16 protein-coding genes are annotated in these 17,925 nt (G+C 57.9%); 3 read left to right on the top strand and 13 right to left on the bottom strand.

Annotated features, from left to right (window positions below; all coding sequences use genetic code 11):
- Positions 1–4 precede the first annotated feature (4 nt).
- The 4 genes from GNX18_RS11660 to GNX18_RS11645 form a co-directional block, all read right to left on the bottom strand.
- Positions 5–1,102, bottom strand: coding sequence for a type 1 glutamine amidotransferase domain-containing protein (locus GNX18_RS11660; RefSeq protein WP_166218275.1), 1,098 nt, complete (start codon positions 1,100–1,102; stop codon positions 5–7).
- 63 nt (positions 1,103–1,165) lie between these two features.
- On the bottom strand, positions 1,166–2,407 hold the full coding sequence (locus GNX18_RS11655) for a HAMP domain-containing sensor histidine kinase (RefSeq protein WP_166218272.1): 1,242 nt from the start codon (positions 2,405–2,407) through the stop codon (positions 1,166–1,168).
- Between the two features lie 28 nt (positions 2,408–2,435).
- Positions 2,436–3,125 (bottom strand): response regulator transcription factor, encoded by a 690-nt coding sequence (locus GNX18_RS11650; protein WP_166218269.1) that lies wholly within the window; start codon positions 3,123–3,125, stop codon positions 2,436–2,438.
- 182 nt (positions 3,126–3,307) lie between these two features.
- Complete coding sequence (locus GNX18_RS11645; protein ID WP_166218266.1) at positions 3,308–4,417, bottom strand: NADH:flavin oxidoreductase; 1,110 nt, start codon at positions 4,415–4,417, stop codon at positions 3,308–3,310.
- A gap of 127 nt (positions 4,418–4,544) precedes the next feature.
- On the opposite strand from GNX18_RS11645, the gene GNX18_RS11640 reads away from it, so the two are divergent.
- Positions 4,545–5,006 (top strand): helix-turn-helix domain-containing protein, encoded by a 462-nt coding sequence (locus tag GNX18_RS11640; protein WP_166218263.1) that lies wholly within the window; start codon positions 4,545–4,547, stop codon positions 5,004–5,006.
- A 16-nt stretch (positions 5,007–5,022) separates the two neighbouring features.
- Here the strand turns inward: GNX18_RS11640 and GNX18_RS11635 are convergent, their stop codons facing one another.
- Genes GNX18_RS11635 through GNX18_RS11625 form a run of 3 tightly spaced genes read right to left on the bottom strand, consistent with a single transcriptional unit; the run spans position 5,023 to position 7,622 of the window.
- Entirely contained in the window at positions 5,023–5,598 is a 576-nt protein-coding gene (locus GNX18_RS11635; protein WP_166218260.1) for a phosphoribosyltransferase, read from the bottom strand.
- A 19-nt stretch (positions 5,599–5,617) separates the two neighbouring features.
- Entirely contained in the window at positions 5,618–6,343 is a 726-nt protein-coding gene (locus tag GNX18_RS11630) for a pteridine reductase (RefSeq protein ID WP_166218257.1), read from the bottom strand.
- 46 nt (positions 6,344–6,389) lie between these two features.
- Positions 6,390–7,622: a multifunctional CCA addition/repair protein gene (locus GNX18_RS11625; RefSeq protein WP_138235040.1), complete on the bottom strand. Its 1,233-nt coding sequence runs from the start codon at positions 7,620–7,622 to the stop codon at positions 6,390–6,392.
- A gap of 483 nt (positions 7,623–8,105) precedes the next feature.
- Between GNX18_RS11625 and GNX18_RS11620 the strand changes: the two genes are divergently transcribed.
- A complete protein-coding gene (locus GNX18_RS11620) occupies positions 8,106–8,669 on the top strand; it encodes a response regulator (RefSeq protein ID WP_166218254.1) in 564 nt (187 codons plus the stop codon).
- Between the two features lie 47 nt (positions 8,670–8,716).
- Here the strand turns inward: GNX18_RS11620 and GNX18_RS11615 are convergent, their stop codons facing one another.
- The 3 genes from GNX18_RS11615 to GNX18_RS11605 form a co-directional block, all read right to left on the bottom strand.
- Positions 8,717–10,279, bottom strand: coding sequence for a SpoVR family protein (locus GNX18_RS11615; RefSeq protein WP_166218251.1), 1,563 nt, complete (start codon positions 10,277–10,279; stop codon positions 8,717–8,719).
- Positions 10,279–11,559 carry a YeaH/YhbH family protein gene (locus tag GNX18_RS11610; RefSeq protein ID WP_166218249.1) on the bottom strand — a complete coding sequence of 427 codons (1,281 nt, stop codon included), beginning with the start codon at positions 11,557–11,559 and terminating at the stop codon, positions 10,279–10,281. Before GNX18_RS11610 ends, GNX18_RS11615 begins: the two co-directional genes overlap by 1 nt.
- A 249-nt stretch (positions 11,560–11,808) precedes the next feature.
- On the bottom strand, positions 11,809–13,731 hold the full coding sequence (locus tag GNX18_RS11605; protein WP_138235036.1) for a PrkA family serine protein kinase: 1,923 nt from the start codon (positions 13,729–13,731) through the stop codon (positions 11,809–11,811).
- A 390-nt stretch (positions 13,732–14,121) separates the two neighbouring features.
- Here GNX18_RS11605 and galE point away from each other — a divergent pair, with 390 nt between their 5' ends.
- Positions 14,122–15,147: a UDP-glucose 4-epimerase GalE gene (galE, locus tag GNX18_RS11600; RefSeq protein ID WP_166218246.1), complete on the top strand. Its 1,026-nt coding sequence runs from the start codon at positions 14,122–14,124 to the stop codon at positions 15,145–15,147.
- Positions 15,148–15,206: 59 nt separating this feature from the next.
- Here galE and GNX18_RS11595 read toward each other — a convergent pair whose 3' ends face one another.
- From GNX18_RS11595 to pdxA, 3 genes are read right to left on the bottom strand one after another with little or no spacing between them, the layout of a single operon-like run.
- The gene (locus tag GNX18_RS11595; protein WP_166218241.1) at positions 15,207–16,031 is read right to left on the bottom strand and encodes a symmetrical bis(5'-nucleosyl)-tetraphosphatase; all 825 of its coding nucleotides are present in this window, start codon (positions 16,029–16,031) and stop codon (positions 15,207–15,209) included.
- 12 nt (positions 16,032–16,043) lie between these two features.
- Positions 16,044–16,865, bottom strand: coding sequence for a 16S rRNA (adenine(1518)-N(6)/adenine(1519)-N(6))-dimethyltransferase RsmA (gene rsmA, locus GNX18_RS11590; protein ID WP_166218238.1), 822 nt, complete (start codon positions 16,863–16,865; stop codon positions 16,044–16,046).
- A 43-nt stretch (positions 16,866–16,908) separates the two neighbouring features.
- The gene (gene pdxA, locus GNX18_RS11585) at positions 16,909–17,910 is read right to left on the bottom strand and encodes a 4-hydroxythreonine-4-phosphate dehydrogenase PdxA (RefSeq protein ID WP_166218235.1); all 1,002 of its coding nucleotides are present in this window, start codon (positions 17,908–17,910) and stop codon (positions 16,909–16,911) included.
- Positions 17,911–17,925 lie beyond the last annotated feature (15 nt).

Raw genomic sequence — 17,925 nt, 5'->3', positions numbered from 1 at the left:
ATGTCTATTCCCGGTGCTGTAATTTTTTGGCAAGAGAGAGCAGTCGTACGATAGAAAGTGCCTTGCCGAGCTGACCCTGCATGACAGCAACAATTCCGTGCATCGCCAACAGGCGACGGTCGATGGCCTGTTGTTCCCCATTTTCTAGCCGGAAAAAATCCTCAATTTTAGCGGCACCACCGGTATAGCCGGCTCGCTCGTATGCGAGCAAAACCTCCACGGTCCGCTCGGAATCCGTTTTCGCACGCGCCACGGGCTGATATCCAAGCGCCTTTACCATGGCCTCGGTGACTTGCCAGGAAGACCAAGGATTCTGCCCAGTGACCAGCCTGTCGTCGATGCTGACCTGACGGAGGTAGGGCGGGCCAGCTTCAAAAATTGCACCATTGCTGCGCAGGCGGCTCTCCAGCAAAAACGGAAAGACTTGCTCGGCGTCGGGTATCAGGAACAGCTCTTCCTCATTGGTAAAACTGCTGACTCGGCGGCCCTGAAGAAGTCTCGTACCTGTATCCAGTGTGATATCTACAAGTGCGGCCGGGCCGTGACAGACGGCGCCGATCACACCCTTGTTGCTGTGGATGGAAGCCACCAGATTCTGCATCTCGGGGTTGCCCGGGAAATCGAACATGGCGCCCTTGCCGCCGGCAAAGAATACGCCTCGATATTGCTCCGCTTCGACCTCTACCAGGGCGATGCTGTTGCGCAGCTTTTTCATGGCGACGATGTCATTGAGAAACGCATAATCGAACGGTCCCATGTCGTCCTTGTCCATCACTGCCGGTGGCTCGCCGCCCTGCGGACTGGCGATATCGACCTCGAAACCGTTGGCACGCAATACGTAATAGGGGCGTGTAAGCTCGGTGAACTCATACCCCGTCTTCTTGCCGGATTTACCCATTGTCGCCGTACTGGTGACGACTATCAGGACACGTCCGCGATCGTTTGTTGACGGACTCTGTTGCAGATAGGGGATATCTTCGACTTGAGTGCGCGCCATTAACTGCTGGTCCGGCGCCGGTGGAACAAGTCCCATTAACCAGTAGCCGGCACCCAATACAAACAGGGTGCTACACAGCGCGGTGATCAGAATTTTTTTAAGCATGATGGATTTCCCTTCTTTAGAAAGGTGCATCCTGATCGTGTGCGCGTGAAGGATAGGTGAATTTTACGGGGAAATTTGCAGTGCGCCTGTGGCGGATTGCGCGGGAAAGATAGAAAGGGAAAAAATCCCGTTATCGCAGCGCGCCGAAAAATCCCAACGCTGTGCCGCGAGAATCCGTCGTGCCAGGTAAAGTCCCTGGCCAATGCCTTCACTGTTTTCTCCGCGAATACCCGCATTGAATAAGGGCTCAGTATCAAACATAGCGTCAACCGGATTCTCGAACACCAGTGCATTGCTCAAGGTGTAAACCTGCAATACGGGTTTTGAAGCGTGTCGGATGGCATTGTCCAGCAGAATATCCAAGAGCAGGCCGGTGAGGTTTGGGTTGCCGTTTGCCGACATTGACTCAGGGAGAATCAGCTCCAGCTGGAAGTTTTTCCCATCGGAAATTTCAGGTCGCATGAGTAACCGCTGTTCGAGCAACGCGCGCAGATTGAAGGTGCTGAATTCGAAGGATTCAGCCCGCGCGAGTGTCAGTAGTGTGCTGACGGTTCTGTTCATTGTCGCCAGTATCGAACGGAGCTCCTGCAATTCCATCTCACTCAAACTGCGATTCCGAGCGAGGGTCAGGGTGTTGGTGGCAATAGCCAGGCCAGTGCGCAGTTCGTGGCTGACGTCGCGCGTGAACTCGGCCTCCCTGCGCTGCGCCTGCCGAAGATCGTTGAGGCTGCGCTGAAGCGTGCGGGCGAGAAAGCCGATTTCATCGTTGCGTGTGTTGGTGGTCAGCTCCAGCGGCTGCTCGCTTCCAGTCTGTGCCTCGACTTCCCGTGCGAGAGAGAGTATCGGCCGGATACTGGCGGTAACCAGTCCATGGGCAAGCCAGACTGCCATGCCGGTTGTGCACAGGAACGCGGCAAACAACAGCCAGAGCAGTCGCCCCGATTGGTTGGATACGGTAAGTAGGCTGCCGACCTCTGCCGCGAGTATTGTGCCGGTTTCCGGCGCCAGTTCTCGCAGGTGGTAATGCTGATGGCCGGTGACAAATAACTCGGCTTTGCGTCGCTCGCCATCCAGTGTGGCCGTAAACGCCGCGGGCGTGTCGGCTGGTGAGGTGTAGAGCGTGAACTGTGGCAGTCGGGGCGATGGCAGTTCACCGTGTTGCTGGAAGTGCTGCTCGATATAGTCAACCTCGTTGGTGATCAGGTTGTCGATCAGCTGGTCTTCAATCACGTAGGCGGCGAGTACGCCAATGCCCGAATAGATCAGGCAAAGCAGCAGTGTGAATCCCCCGAAAAGTGTAAACACTGAGAGTTTCAGGCTTCCTTTTAGCATTTCAGTTCGCACCCGGCTGCTCCAGTTTGAAACCAATATTGCTGATGGTTTTCAGCATTGGCTCGGGAAATGGTCGGTCAAGCTGGCGTCGAAGGCTGTAAATATGGGATTTTAATGCGTCGCTATCCGGTGGATCGTCGCCCCAGATACGATGGCTGAGTTCACTTCGACTGAGTGGCTCCGGGTAGGCACGTGCCAGCTCCCACAAAATATTAAATGTAATCGTTGTGAGCTTTAGCGGTTGTCCGCTTCTTGTTGCCTCGCGACGACGCCCGGATATGCGCAGGGTACCGATACAAATCTCATCGTTGCGATGCAGTTCCCGGCGTCGTGCCAGCGCTTCGCTGCGCAGGGCCAGCTCGCGTGGGTCAAAGGGCTTGCAAAGATAGTCGTCGGCGCCGGAGTGGAAGCCCTGCGCTTTGTCAGCAAAGGCATCACGGGCAGTGAGCATAAGAATCGGGGTGGCGATGGGAGCCTGCTGGCGGAGTTGGAGGCAAACCTCGATACCGTCGATATCCGGCAGGTTCAGGTCCAGCAGAATGAGGTCGTAGATTTCTGTCAGGGCCAGCTGCAGACCGAGTTGCCCGCAGTTGGCGAAATCCACCTGCCAGCCGTGCCCTTCCAGGAATTCACCTGTCTGGCGGGCGAGCGTGGGATTGTCTTCAACCAGAAGAATTTTGAGTCTGTTCACCGGCAGCTGCCTGTCCACTTATCCGAGGAATTGGACATTGTGACAATCTGCCGGTGAAGTTGAAGTGAAATATGGCTTGATCCGAAGGTTGGCTACCCTGCACGTGTAGGAGCCTGCCTGCAGGCGAACGATTGATCGCCCTTGACCGTTCGCCTGCAAGGCAGGCTCCTACAGGGTGCGGATTAGCTCAGGCTCGCCAAAGCCTGCTTGGTAAACGGCACTATCTCTTCTTCCCGACCTTGCTTCATTTTCTGCAGCCAGTTCGGGTCCTGCAGCAGTGCGCGGCCCACGGCGATCATGTCGAACTCGTTGTTGTCCATGCGGCGGGCCAGCTCGTCGAGACCGGTTGGGTTGGCGGTGCCGCCCATGCCCTGGTTATTGCCGCCGATAAAGTCGTCGTCGAGGCCTACGCTGCCGACCGAGATGACCGGTTTGCCGGTCAGTTCCTTGGTCCAGCCCGCCAGGTTCATATCGGAACCTTCAAATTCCGGTACCCAGAAGCGTCTTGTGGACGCGTGGAAAACATCTACGCCGGCATTCGCCAGCGGAGTGAGGAAACGCTGCAGTTCATCGGGAGTGTTTGCCAGGCGCGCGTCGTAGTCCTGCTGTTTCCACTGGGAGTAGCGCAGCACGATGGCGAAGTCTTCACCCACGGCATCGCGCACGGCTTCAATGATTTCCACGGCGAAGCGGGTGCGGTTTTCCAGTGAGCCGCCGTACTCGTCGTCGCGCTCGTTGGTGCCTTCCCAGAAAAACTGGTCGATCAGGTAGCCGTGGGCGCCGTGCAGCTCGACGCCGTCGAAGCCCACTTCCTTGGCGGCCTTCGCCGCGTCCGCAAATGCCTTGATGCTGTTCTGGATGTCGGCTTTGGTCATGGCCCGACCGTTGGGTTTGCCGGGCTTGAACAGGCCGGAGGGGGAAAAACCGGGTAGGGATTTATCCGGGCCTGTGCCCTCCTTGCGCACCGAGCCCACATGCCACAGCTGCGGAATGATCTGGCCACCCGCGACGTGCACGTCGGCAACAACCTTTTTCCAGCCCGCCAGTGCCTCGTCACCGTAGATGGCCGGCACGTTTTCGTAACCATTGGCCGCGGGCTCGACAAATGTGCCTTCGGTGATGATCAGGCCCACTTCGCCCTCGGCGCGGCGGCGGTAATAGCCGGCGACCTGGTCATTAGGTACGTAGCCCGGAGAGGCGGTGCGGGTCATGGGAGCCATGGCCACGCGGTTGCGGAGTTTCAGGGATTTGTGTTCAAACGGACGTAACAGGCTGTCCAGGGTGCCACTCATAACGGTCTCCCGATTTCTGGAATTCGATGGACCTGCGCGGCTTTGCTGCCGGTGGTCCGAAATAAGGTTGCGTAATGAAACCGGATTTGGTTTTTTAATGCAACCCTTTTCCCGTATACTGCGCCCCATGGCACGTAAACGTTTTGATGATCTGGGCTGCTCGGTGGCCTGCGCACTGAATGAAGTCGGTGACTGGTGGTCCCTGCTGGTAATCAAGCAGGCGATGCTGGGCACGCGGCGTTTCGTGGATTTTCAGGGTGAGCTTGGGATTGCCAAGAATATTCTTTGTGACCGCCTATCCCGCCTGGTGGACAACGGCGTAATGATCCGCGTGGATGTGGGTGAGCACGGCACCCGCTATGAATATCGCCTGACCGATAAGGGGCGGGATCTGTTTCCGGTGGTTGTGGCGCTGCGCCAGTGGAGTGAGCGCTGGAATGGCAACCGGGATGACATGCAACTGGTGGAGCGCAGCAGCGGAAAACCCATTGCTCCAGTGGCCGTCCAGAGTTTGCAGGGTGCGGTGTTGGGCGTGCGGGATGTGTTGTTTGTGGATGATGAGGGGCGGCCCTTGGAGAAGATGGGCTGACCCCCCAGTCCCGGATTTATGCCCTGTTCTTCAGCGCGCGCAACCGCTCCTCATGCTTGCGCAATTCTTCCTTGTTTTCCAGAATTTCATCCATGGTGAGTCCCTTCAATTCGTGCGGGAACACCAGCCATTTGTCGGTCTCGTGGAGGTAGTAATCGGGCTCGAATTCGGTCTGGTTGCGGCTGGGTTTGAAATAGGGGCAGGCGATGCGGATTTCCGGGGTGTTTTTCTTGCACGCCTTGCGCATATCGCTGATGGCCTGCTGGATACTTAGGCCGGTGTCGTAAACGTCGTCCACGATCAGCATTTTTTCATGGGACTCCACCTGCTTGATCAGGTAGGTGAGCCCGTGCACCTTCACTTCTTTCTGGCGCTGGCCGATCCCCGCGTAGGAGGAGGTGCGAATGGCGATGTGATCGGCGTGGAAGCCAAGAAAGTCAAACATTTCCTGCACCGCGATACCGATGGGTGCTCCGCCGCGCCAGACACCGACGATATAGTCGGGGCGGAAACCGCTCTCTACCACTTTCAGGGCCAGGCTGTAGGAATCATCCAGCAGGGACTGGGCAGAAATAAATTGCTTGTCGCTCACGTAAGGCCTCGTTGAATTCTCAGATGTTCAGGCTGCGACCGCCGTCTACGGCGATCACCTGGCCGGTAATGTAGGGGGCATCGGTCGCCAGAAAACGCACAGTGCGGGCAATGTCCGACGGCTTGCCACTGCGCTGCATGGGGATGCGCGCCAGAATCCGTTCCTTGTTATAGCCTTCGCTCTCCTGTTGCGGCCACAGTATTGCACCGGGCGCTACGGCGTTGACTCGCACATCGGGTGCCAGTTCCCGCGCCATGCTCTTGGTCAGCATTACCAGGCCGGCCTTGGCGGCACAATAAATGGTGTGGCTGGGCATCGGCTTGTCGGCGTGGATGTCGGCAAGGTTGACGATACTGCCTCTGGCTTTGGTCAATGCGGGCATCAATGCCTGGCTCAGAAAGAAAGGTGCTTTCAGATTACTGCCCATTAATTCATCCCACTGTCGCTCATCGGCGCTGCCGATGGGGGTGGGGAAAAATGCAGAGGCATTGTTGACGAGTACGGAGATCTCGCTGAAGCAGGCGAGCGCGGCTTCGGCGAGTCGCCGGCAGTCCGCGGCGGTCTTGAGGTCGTTCTGGACTGCCGCGGCAGAATCCGGACGCCGTCGGTTCAGTTCCTCCACCAGCGCCAGCGCCGCCTGATCGGCGCTGCGGTAATGGATGATGACCTGGTGATCAAGGTGCAGTTCTTCGGCAATGGCGCGGCCCAGGCGGGCGGCGGCGCCAGTGATCAGGGCTGTTGCCATGGTGGCCTCCATAAAACCGGTTTACTTGGATGGGCTGGCGCTGAGGTCACTTCTGCCCGGGGGCGCCGTAGGTTTGCTTCAGGTTGGCCAGTGCCTCCAGGCGCGCCCGGTCCAGGGCCTTGCCCAGTTGCGCACCCTCGAACCCCTGCGCCATCAGTGCTTGTGGGTCTACTCCGGCGGCGGCCTCGCGGGCAGCGCGCAAATAGCCCGCCTGTGGGTACTCGCGGTCTTCCAGGCCCAGGCGGCCACGCGCGTCCGCCTCGCAGCTCTCCAGAAACTGTTCGAAGCGTTCCGGCCGGCGCAAGGCGTCCAGAGCGCGCAATAGTTTGAGAATTGTCTGCGGGCGCAGTTCAAACGCCTTGTGGCAGTGCAGGTGGTATTCGCACACCCCGAGAGCCAGTGCGGTGATGGGGTTGGGTACCCGCAACCGTTGGCACACCGCCTTCACCAGTGGCAGGCCGGCGGCTTCGTGCCCCCTGTGGCTGGGCAGCACGTGGTCCGGAGTGATCCCCTTGCCCAGGTCGTGCACCAGTACCGCAAAGCGCACCGGCAGGTCCGCCGGCGCCTGGCGCAGAGCGCGCAGGATGTGGTCGCCGGTGTCAATTTCGGGGTGATGCAGCGCCGGTTGGGGTACGCCGAACAGGCGGTCCACCTCCGGCAATAGCACGCGGAGGGCGCCGCAGTCCCGCAGTACCTGGATAAAGATATCTGCCCGCGGCTCGGTCAGAGCGCGGCTCACTTCCTTCCAAACCCGCTCTGGCACCAGATGTTCCACTTCCCCTGCATCCACCATGGCCTGCATTAGCGTCATAGTCTCGTCGGCCACGGAAAATCCCAGTGGCGCGTAGCGGGCAGCAAATCGCGCCACTCTCAGGATACGCAGTGGATCTTCGGCAAAAGCGGGGGCGACATGGCGCAGTTTGCGTGCGCGGATGTCCGCCTGGCCGTTATAGGGGTCGATGATCTCACCATCCGGGGTTTCCGCCATTGCGTTGACGGTGAGGTCGCGGCGCTGGAGGTCCTCCTCAAGAGTGACATCGGGGCTGGCGTAAACAGTAAAGCCGCCGTAGCCGTGACCGCTCTTGCGCTCGGTGCGAGCCAGGGCGTACTCCTCGCGGCTGTCGGGGTGTAGGAATACCGGAAAATCCTTGCCCACCGGGCGGAAGCCGCGCGCGAGCATTTCGGCTTCGGTCGCGCCGACTACCACCCAGTCCCGCTCGTGAATCGGGCGCTGAAGCAGTTTGTCGCGAACGGCACCGCCGACCAGATAGATTTTCACTGCCGTGCTCCCCGGGTGTTGCCGGTTGTGGACGAGGGGTAGAGGGGGGCAGGGATTGCCATAAATGCCGCCACTCCCGACAAAGCGTCGCGCTTGCCGAGTAAAAACTGGGAAATCAGGGGGCGGGAAGATAAAAAAAAGGCCCCGAAAATACAAGGGGGCCCAGGGTCTTAGGGTATTCGTGAAGAGAGAGAAACCCAACAAGCTCGCATTCCGGCTTCCCGGCTTTTTCTGGAGATGGCTGCAAAAGCCCGCAAATCACAGAAAATTGGCGATTTTTGCCAATGGTTGACTGACCCATGACAACTTGCTGTCCATTCTATTTAACCTGTCTTAGCTGTCAACCTTGGCTATCAAACTTTTATTGAGGGAAGTGTCGGTTGGTTCGTTAAATATATATAGGCATAGAATTAAAGCCTGTTTATTTGGTTTAATTCAGCATAATTAATAAAGAAATGCGCGATTCGTGGGGGATAGTTATAAATGAGCGAGGTGCATGTTCTCACTACCGGGGAAGCCGCCCGGTACTGTGGGGTGAATTTTCGAACCGTGATCCGCTGGATCGAGCGCGGCCAGTTGAAGGCGTACAAGCTTCCGGGGCGCGGCGATCACCGCATCTGTGTGGAAGACTTTGTGGGCTTTCTGCGCGACAACGCTATGCCGGTGCCTGCGGAACTTGGCAGTGCTACGCGCAAAATCCTGTTGGTCGCCAACTCACCAGAGCTCGCGGCGGCCCGCCAGTTGTTGCAGCAGGCGGGGTGTGAGGTGGAAATTGCTGGGGACAGCTTCAGCGCCGGCGCGCTGCTCGCAACGGCCAAGCCCACCATGCTGGTGCTGGATACCAATCTGGATGGCGTTAATGGCTTTCAGGTTCTGGATACTATCCGCTCGCGGGCGGAATTTTCTTCCGTGTGTGTACTGCTGATTGCGCCACAAGAGGAAACCAACCAGCAGCGCTGGCTGGATGCCGGTGCCGATGCGGTAGTTGCGGCGAGCTGTGATCGCAGTGAACTGGTGGGGCGCGTCAATCTGTTGTTGGACGCCTGATCTTTTGCCGGTGTTTTTTTGCTTCTATCTGGTGCCCCGGCCGCTCGTCAGATCGGCTTGGGTACCAGCATGGATTCTTCGTCTTCCGTTCTGTCTCTTCCCATTTCCGGGCAGTGGTAGCTCGCGGTAATCTCGTCGCCATTCAGGCTGTGCAAGTGCACATTGAATCCCCACAGGCGGTGCAAGTGCTTCAGCACTTCTGTGGTCTCTTTGCCCAGCGGCCGGCGTTGGTGCTGGGTGTGGTGCAGGGTCATTGAGCGATCCCCGCGGGTATTTACCGAGTACACCTGAATGTTTGGTTCGCGGTTGCCTAGGTTGTACTGCCCTGCGAGTTTCGCGCGCAGTTCCCGGTAGCCATCCTCATTGTGGATTGCATTCACCAGAATTTCTTTTTCCCGGTCGTCATCGGAAATACAGAAAAGCTTCATATCCCGCATTACTTTCGGCGACAGGAACTGGAGGATGAAGCTTTCATCTTTGAAGTCCCGCATGGCGAACTGCAGGGTCTCTTTCCAATTGCTACCGGCGATGTCTGGGAACCAGGCCCTATCCTCTTCCGTCGGGTTTTCGCAGATGCGGCGCAGGTCGGTAAAGATATTGAATCCCAGGGCATAGGGGTTTATGCCGTTGTAATAGGGGCTATCGTAGGGTGGTTGATAAATAACGCTGGTGTGACTCTGCAGGAACTCCAGCATGAACCCATCGGTTACTTTGCCGCGCAGATAGAGTTCATTCAGCAGGGTGTAGTGCCAGAAGGTCGCCCAGCCTTCGTTCATTACCTGGGTCTGGCGCTGCGGGTAAAAGTACTGCGCCATTTTACGCACAATGCGTACCAGCTCGCGTTGCCAGTTCTCCAGCAGCGGCGCATTTTTTTCGATGAAATACAGTAAGTTTTCCTGGGGTTCTTCGGGGAAGCGGTGTGTTTTTGCTTGCTCCTCGCCGCCGCCAGGTCTGGGAATGGTGCGCCACAGATCGTTCAGTTGGCGCTGCCGGTACTCTTCGCGTTCCTTTTGGCGGCGCTCTTCTTCATGGGCGGAAATCGGATAGGGGCGCTTGTAGCGATCGACGCCGTAGTTCATCAGTGCATGGCAGCTGTCCAGCAGGGATTCGACTTCATCCACACCGTGGCGCTCTTCACAGCGGGCGATATAGTTCTTGGCAAACAACAGATAGTCGATGATGCTGCTGGCATCGGTCCAGGTGCGAAAAAGATAATTGCCCTTGAAGAAAGAGTTGTGTCCATAGCAGGCGTGGGCGATCACCAGCGCCTGCATTGTCATGGTGTTTTCTTCCATGAGGTAGGCAATGCAGGGGTTGGAATTGATAACAATTTCATACGCCAAACCCATACGTCCGCGCTGATAATTGTTTTCGACACTGATGAATTGTTTGCCGAACGACCAGTGATTGTAGCCGACTGGCATGCCCACTGAAGAATAGGCATCCATCATCTGTTCGGAACAGATGATCTCAATCTGATTTGGGTAGGTGTCGAGACCAAATTCCTTGGCCAGCAGCGCAATTTCCCGGTCGTACTCCTGAACCAGCTCGAAGGTCCACTCGGACGTGGTCGAGATAGGCTGCTTTTGGTTGATGGCAGTATCTAACATCAGGCGACCACCTTCTGGCTAAATAGTTGACGGAACACCGGATAGATATCCTTGACATCGATGATCTGCTCCATAGCGAAGTGCTCGGGAAAGGCCATGGCCACGCTCTGGTATTCGTCCCACAGAGCCTGATGGTCCCGCGGTGTGATTTCCACGTAAGAGTAGTACTGTACGTGGGGCATGATATCGTCGATCAGAATCTTGTGGCAGGTGCTGGAGTCGTCATTCCAGTTGTCGCCATCGGAGGCCTGGGCGCCGTAAATATTCCACTCGCTGGCCGGATAGCGCTCGCGCATAATGTCGCGCATCATCTTCAGTGCACTGGAAACAATGGTGCCGCCGGTTTCCCGTGAGTAGAAAAACTCCTGCTCGTCTACTTCCTTGGCGCTGGTATGGTGACGAATGAACACCACTTCGGTGTATTCGTAACTGCGCTGTAAAAACAGGTACAGCAACAGGAAAAAACGCTTGGCCATGTCCTTGGTGGCCTGGTTCATGGAGCCGGATACATCCATCAGGCAGAACATCACGGCCTTCGAGCGAGGTCTTGGCTGCTTAATCAGCAGGTTGTACTTGAGGTCGAAATCATCGAGAAACGGAATACGGTTGACGCGACCGCGCAGCTCTTCGATTCTCAGACGCAGTTCGTCCACTTTGCGGTGGTCTTTCAGCGCCTGGTCTTTGCTTTCCTCGAGCTCGAGTTCCTGTTCCAGTACTTTTATATTGCGACGCTTGCCGCCACTCAGCGCGATGCGACGCGCATTGGCAGCGCGCATGGAGCGCACCACGTTCAAGCGCCCGGGTGATCCTTCGTTGCAGATGCCGGCGCGCACGACCTGGAAGGATTCATTGCCAGCGAGCTTGCGTTTGACCATGTTTGGAAGTTCCAGGCCTTCGAACATGAAGTCGAGAAACTCTTCCTGGGAGATCTGAAATACAAATTCGTCAATCCCTTCGCCGCTGTCGCTGGCACCGCCGCCGGCACCACCCTGGCCCGCCCCCTGCCCGGGGCGGGGGATGCGATCACCGGTGATGAATTCCTTGTTGCCGGGCAGTACTTGTTCCATATGGCCGCCGCGGCCATGGGAAAATAGTGGTTCATTGAGATCGCGAGAGGGAATGCTGATTTTTTCGCCCTTATCCATGTCGGTGATGGATCGGCTGTTCATGGCTTCACCGACGGCTTTTTTGATATGGGCTTTGTAGCGCCGCAAAAAACGCTGACGGTTTACCGTGCTTTTTTTCTTGCCATTCAGGCGACGGTCGATGATGTAGCTCATAGTACTGCCTTATATTGCTTTACCAAACCGATCAAATAACTCGGTATGCCCAGCAATTAATTCCAACCGCAGTCGTTACAGGGTTGGAGGGGTTGTCTGAAGGCCCTGGCACCGGTGGAGCTCTTCGAGACTGTCCGTCGGAGGGACCCGACGGACAAGCCCCCAGGGATGGGTTCACGGCGTGTCTCGAAGAGCTCCACCGGTGGCAGGGCCGCCACCGCAGGACTTCAAGGCACAAACCCTAAACAGTTACTGAGACTTGCGCACCCGCAGATACCACTCAGAGAGCAATCGCACCTGCTTCTCGGTATAACCGCGCTCGACCATCCGTGCGACAAAGTCCGCGTGTTTCTTCTGGTCGTCTGCCGACGCCTTGGTGTTGAACGAGATAACCGGCAGCAGATCCTCGGTGTTGGAGAACATCTTCTTCTCGATCACCGCGCGCAGTTTCTCGTAAGAGCGCCAGTCGGGATTTTTTCCCTGATTGCCCGCGCGGGCGCGCAGCACGAAGTTGACGATCTCGTTGCGGAAATCTTTCGGATTGGAAATACCTGCGGGTTTCTCGGTTTTTTCCAGCTCCTCGTTCAGCGCGGCACGGTCGAGAATCTCACCGGTTTCCGGATCGCGATACTCCTGATCCTGAATCCAGAAGTCGGCGTATGTTACGTATCGGTCGAACAGGTTCTGACCGTATTCCGCGTAGGACTCGAGATAGGCGGTCTGGATTTCCTTGCCGATGAATTCCACATAGCGTGGTGCCAGATACTCCTTGATGAAACCCAGGTAATTTTCCTGTTGTTCCGGCGGGAACTGTTGCTGCTCAATCTGCTGCTCGAGAACATACAACAGGTGCACCGGGTTGGCCGCCACTTCGGTTGCGTCGAAGTTAAACACCTTGGACAGGATCTTGAACGCGAAACGGGTGGACAGGCCATTCATGCCTTCATCTACACCGGCGTTGTCGCGGTATTCCTGTATGGTTTTTGCTTTCGGGTCTGTGTCTTTCAGGTTTTCTCCGTCATAAACACGCATCTTTGAGAAGACGCTGGAATTATCCGGAATCTTGATTCGCGACAGCACTGAAAACTGGGCCAGCATCCGCAGTGTGTCCGGTGCGCAGGGCGCTTTGGCCAGTGAGCTGTGTTCCAGTAGCTTGTCGTAAATTTTGATCTCTTCCTTAACCCGCAGACAGTAGGGCACCTTGACGATATAAATGCGGTCGAGGAAGGCTTCGTTGTTGCGGTTATTGCGGAAAGATTGCCACTCGGATTCATTGGAGTGGGCGAGGATCACGCCGTTGAACGGAATGGCGCCGAGACCCTCGGTGCTGTTGTAGTTACCTTCCTGGGTGGCGGTCAGCAGCGGATGCAGCACCTTGATGGGCGCCTTGAACATCTCCACGAATTCCATCAGGCCCTGATTGGAACGGCACAGGCTGCCGGAGAAACTGTAGGCATCCGGGTCATTCTGTGGAAAATCTTCCAGCTTGCGGATGTCCACCTTGCCCACCAGGGACGATATATCCTGGTTGTTTTCATCACCGGGTTCGGTTTTGGCGATTGCGATTTGATCGAGAATGGACGGCCGGATCTTCACCACCTTGAATTTGCTGATGTCGCCCTTGTACTCGTGCAGGCGCTTGACCGCCCAGGGAGACATGATGGTGTTCACGTAGCGGCGCGGAATGCCGTAGTCCTCCTCCAGGATCTGGCCGTCCTCGTTGGGCGAAAACAGCGCGAGAGGGGATTCAAACACCGGCGAGCCCTTGATCGCATAAATCGGGATCTGCTCCATCAGCGCCTTCAGGCGCTCCGCCAGCGAGGATTTGCCGCCGCCCACCGGGCCCAGCAGATACAGGATCTGTTTCTTCTCTTCCAGTCCCTGGGCCGCATGGCGGAAGAAGGAGACGATCTGCTCTATGGCCTCCTCCATTCCATAAAATTCACTGAACGCCTTGTAGCGCTTGATGACCTTGTTGGAGAAAATGCGCGAGAGTCGGGGGTCGCGGGAGGTGTCGATCAGCTCGGCTTCACCGATGGCCATCAACATGCGCTCCGCGGGAGAGGCATAGGCGCTGCGGTCGTTCTTGCACAGCTCCAGATACTCCTGGATGGTGAGTTCTTCTTCCTGAATCGACTCGTAGCGTTCCAGGTAGTGATTGAATATCGACATGGTGTACGACTCCCTGTAGCGTACCGCGCCAGTAATCGGTCTCCTGCCGTGGAGGGCCGACTGCGCTGCAGCGTGTAATGACCGCGAAAACATCCCGCAACGAATGCCAGTGAATGCCGGCGCGCGAGAACGCTAACTTTATTACCTATTGATTGCGCGACGATGCTGCTGTCGCAACAGGGGGACAGTCGTCCCCGCACCTTCAGGATAGTCAGCGCTGGGACCTTCCACGGCAGATCGGCAAAAGATGGGTTGAAACTGGCGTCAGTTTTGCGAAGGGCGTTTGCCGCGTAAAATACATCGCATCCCTGTCTGTCAGACTGGCGGAGTAAACCGGGGCTGGCCTGGGGCCGCAATATTGCGGAATGAAATGAACAAAAAAGGAAGATTATGAAGGTTCTGGTAACCGGAGGCGCCGGCTATATCGGCAGTCACACCTGTGTAGAATTGCTGGAGGCCGGCATAGAGCCGGTGGTGGTAGACAATCTGTGTAACAGCAGTGAAACGGCGCTGGCACGGGTAGAAATGATTACCGGCAAATCCGTGCATTTTCACCCTGTGGATATCCGCGATGCCGAAGCGCTGCGGGAAGTTTTCCGCACACATGCCGTTTCTGCCGTGATCCATTTTGCCGGGCTCAAGGCCGTGGGCGAGTCGGTTTCCCAACCGCTGCGCTATTACCAGAATAATGTTGCAGGTACGCTTACTCTGTGCGAGGTGATGCAGGAGTTTGGTGTGCACCAGCTGATTTTCAGCTCCTCCGCCACCGTCTACGGTGACCCGGCCAGCGTGCCTATCCGCGAAGACTTTCCTACCGGCGCCACCAATCCTTACGGTGCCAGCAAGTTGATGGTGGAAGACATCCTGCGCGACCTGTGCAAGGCGCCGGGCAATGCCTGGAAAATCAGCCTGCTGCGCTATTTCAACCCGATTGGCGCGCACCAGAGCGGTACCATCGGCGAAGATCCTGCGGGTATTCCCAATAACCTGTTGCCCTACGTGGCCCAAGTGGCAGTGGGGCGTTTGCCGCAACTTCAGGTTTTCGGTGACGATTACCCTACGCCAGACGGTACCGGCGTGCGCGATTACATCCATGTGGTGGATCTGGCCCGAGGCCATCTGGCCGCGCTGAACAAGCTGCAGAAGGCGGAAACCGATGCCGGTTGCTACACCTACAATCTGGGCACGGGTCGCGGCAGCTCGGTGCTGGAAATCGTGCGCGCGTTTGCCATGGCTGCGGACAGGGAAATCCCCTACAGCATCGTACCGCGCCGCCCGGGCGATATCGCCGAGTGCTATGCCGACCCAGCCTACGCAGAACAAGAGCTGGGCTGGAAGGCGGAATTCGATTTGAAGCGCATGGTAGAAGACACCTGGCGCTGGCAGTCGCAGAATCCGCAGGGATATGCCGATTAAGCCAGTATTCTGGAGTGTTTATTCAAAGCGGGCTCTCGGGCCCGTTTTTCTTTACGGATTCAGAAGGTGCAATCCGCACAGAAAAATTCCTCGTCATCCAGCCGCATCGCGGTGAGATAACCCCCCCAGACGCACCCGGTATCCAGCGCGTACACATTCCTGGTGTGCGCCTCTCCCTCCAGCGCGGCCCAGTGGCCGAAGATGATTCGATCGTCTTTTGTTTTGCGCTCTTTGAAACTGAACCAGGGTTTGTAGTCGTGGTGGGCCGCCAGTGGTCCCTGTTTGGTGACGAGATCAAGAGTGCCGTCGGGTTTGCAGAAGCGCATGCGCGTGAAGTAATTGGTGATTGAGCGCAGGCGCTCGACGCCGATCAGGTGGTCGCTCCACTTGTGCGGCTCATTGCCGTACATGCCGTAGAAATACGCCTTGGCCATGGCCGGGTCGCGCAGCGCCCGGTGCACTTCCCCAGCCAGTTCAAGCGCCCTGCTCATGCTCCACATGGGGGGGATGCCGGCGTGCACCATGGAAAAGTATTTGTCGGCGACTTTCTTGTGCACCATCAGCGGCTGATCCTGCAGCCAGCCCAGCAAAACGTCCGCGTCTTTCGCACGCAGTACTTCCGCCAGGTCGTACTCCTTGTCGGTAAGGCGTTTGGCACCGTGGGCGATGGCCAGCAGATGCAGGTCGTGATTGCCGAGCACCGCGGTGATCTGGTGGCGGTGCCGATACAGGAAGCGCAGGGTGCCGAGGCTGTCGGGGCCGCGGTGCACCATGTCGCCGGCCAGCCACAGCTTGTCCTTGTCCGGGTCGAAGCGGATTTTTTTCAGCAGTCTCTCGAGTGGTTCCAGACAGCCCTGAATATCGCCGATTGCGTAAGTTGCCAACGTCTACCCCGTTTACTGCGGTTGATCCGGTGACAGTGCGAGGCTGCCGCAGAAGTCCGCCAGCTCCACATACTCCTTCACGCTCAGGGTTTCCGGGCGACGGCTGGCGTCCACTGGCAGCTGCTCCGGGTCAAGCTCCGGGAACAGCGGTTTCAGTGCATTGCGCAGGGTCTTGCGGCGCTGTTGGAAGGCGACGCTGACAATGCGTTCGAGCAGGGCTTCGTCCTGCGCCGGGTGCGGCAGTGTCTGGTGGGGAATCAGGCGCACGATGGCGGAATCCACCTTGGGTGCCGGGCGGAAAGACTGCGGCGGCACCGGGAAGAGCCCCTGCACACGGCAGTGGTACTGGGTCATTACACTCAGGCGGCCGTAGGACTTGGCGCCCGGTACGGCGCTCAGGCGGTCCACCACTTCCTTCTGCAGCATGAAATGCATGTCTTTCACCTTGCCGCGGAAACTCAGCAGGTGAAACAGCAGGGGTGTGGAAATGTTGTAAGGCAGGTTGCCGACGATACGCAGTTGCTCACCTTCGCCCTGCGCGAGGCTACCGAAATCGAATTTCAGCGCATCCTTCTCGATGATGGTGAAGTCGGGGAAATCGCGGAACTTGAACTGCAGCATCGGAATCAGGTCGCGGTCCAGTTCCACTGCGGTCAGCGAAGGGCACTTGTCCAGCAGCAGCGCGGTAATGGCGCCCTGGCCGGGGCCGATTTCCACCAGTTTGTCGGTGTCCTTGGGGCCGATGGCGCGCACGATGCGCTCGATGATGTTCTCGTCGACGAGAAAGTTCTGACCGAAGCGCTTGCGCGCCTTGTGTTGGAAAAAGTTGTCCATGGATTGGGTTGTTCGCCTGCGAGCAGGCTCCTACAAGGGGTAATTAGATATGGCGCAGCTGGACCAGTTCGATGGCCTGGCTCAGGGCGGCGATCAGGCTGCCGGTATCGGCAATGCCCTGGCCGGCAATATTGAGTGCGGTGCCGTGATCCACCGAGGTGCGGATAAACGGCAGCCCCAGCGTGATATTGATGGCGCGCCCGAAACCCTTGAATTTTAACACCGGCAGCCCCTGGTCGTGGTACATGGCGAGCACCGCGTCGCAGCGTGCCAGTTGCGGCGGGGTGAACAGGGTGTCGGCGGGCAAAGGACCAATAAGGTCCAGGCCCAGCGCGCGCAGGGTGGCGAGCGCCGGTTCAATGATCTCGATTTCCTCGCGCCCCAGATGCCCGCCTTCGCCGGCATGGGGGTTGAGACCGCACACACCGATGCGCGGGCGCTCAATACGGAATTGCTGCTGCAGGCTGCGGTTGAGAATGGTGAGCACCTGCTGCAGGGATTCCCCGCTGATGGCGTCGCTCACCTCCTTCAGGGGCAGGTGAGTGGTGGCCAGTGCCACCCGCAGGTCGTTGGCGGCGAGCATCATCACCACTTTTTCAATCCCGGCTTGCTCGGCGAAATACTCGGTGTGGCCGCTGAACGGGATACCGGCGTCGTTGATCACACCTTTGTGCACCGGGCCGGTGACGATGGCGTCGAAGGTTCGGTCCTTACTGCCCTCGGCCGCGACCCGCAGGGTTTCGAGCACATAGGGGCCGTTGGCTGGGTTGAGTTGCCCGGGGCTGGAAGGCTCCGCGAGGGTAACCGCCAGAATATGCAGGCTGCCTTCCGGCGTGGCCTCGGCGGGCTGCGCGGGATCGAACGCCAGCAGTTGCAGGGGTTTACCCTGGCGGGCGGCTTCCTGCTGCAGCAGTTCGGGGTCGGCAATGGCGATGATCTGCGCACCGGCGATGTCTGGCGTACGCGGGGAGCTCGCCAGTTTGACGGCGAGTTCCGGGCCTATCCCGGCGGGCTCGCCGGGAGTGAATGCAATACGGGGGATCATCGCGGGTTCAAAACC

It is taken from the genome of Microbulbifer sp. SH-1, from assembly GCF_011326135.1.
Classification (GTDB): domain Bacteria; phylum Pseudomonadota; class Gammaproteobacteria; order Pseudomonadales; family Cellvibrionaceae; genus Microbulbifer; species Microbulbifer harenosus.
This window is presented reverse-complemented; position numbering and strand designations above follow the sequence as displayed.

Bases quoted from the DNA above. Each gene is read 5' to 3' on its own strand.
- GNX18_RS11640 (WP_166218263.1), top strand. From the start codon at position 4,545: ATGGCACGTAAACGTTTTGATGATCTGGGCTGCTCGGTGGCCTGCGCA.
- galE (WP_166218246.1), top strand. From the start codon at position 14,122: ATGAAGGTTCTGGTAACCGGAGGCGCCGGCTATATCGGCAGTCACACC.
- GNX18_RS11645 (WP_166218266.1), bottom strand. From the start codon at position 4,417: ATGAGTGGCACCCTGGACAGCCTGTTACGTCCGTTTGAACACAAATCC.
- GNX18_RS11610 (WP_166218249.1), bottom strand. From the start codon at position 11,559: ATGAGCTACATCATCGACCGTCGCCTGAATGGCAAGAAAAAAAGCACG.
- GNX18_RS11630 (WP_166218257.1), bottom strand. From the start codon at position 6,343: ATGGCAACAGCCCTGATCACTGGCGCCGCCGCCCGCCTGGGCCGCGCC.
- GNX18_RS11620 (WP_166218254.1), top strand. From the start codon at position 8,106: ATGAGCGAGGTGCATGTTCTCACTACCGGGGAAGCCGCCCGGTACTGT.
- GNX18_RS11615 (WP_166218251.1), bottom strand. From the start codon at position 10,279: ATGTTAGATACTGCCATCAACCAAAAGCAGCCTATCTCGACCACGTCC.
- GNX18_RS11660 (WP_166218275.1), bottom strand. From the start codon at position 1,102: ATGCTTAAAAAAATTCTGATCACCGCGCTGTGTAGCACCCTGTTTGTA.
- GNX18_RS11605 (WP_138235036.1), bottom strand. From the start codon at position 13,731: ATGTCGATATTCAATCACTACCTGGAACGCTACGAGTCGATTCAGGAA.
- rsmA (WP_166218238.1), bottom strand. From the start codon at position 16,865: ATGGACAACTTTTTCCAACACAAGGCGCGCAAGCGCTTCGGTCAGAAC.
- pdxA (WP_166218235.1), bottom strand. From the start codon at position 17,910: ATGATCCCCCGTATTGCATTCACTCCCGGCGAGCCCGCCGGGATAGGC.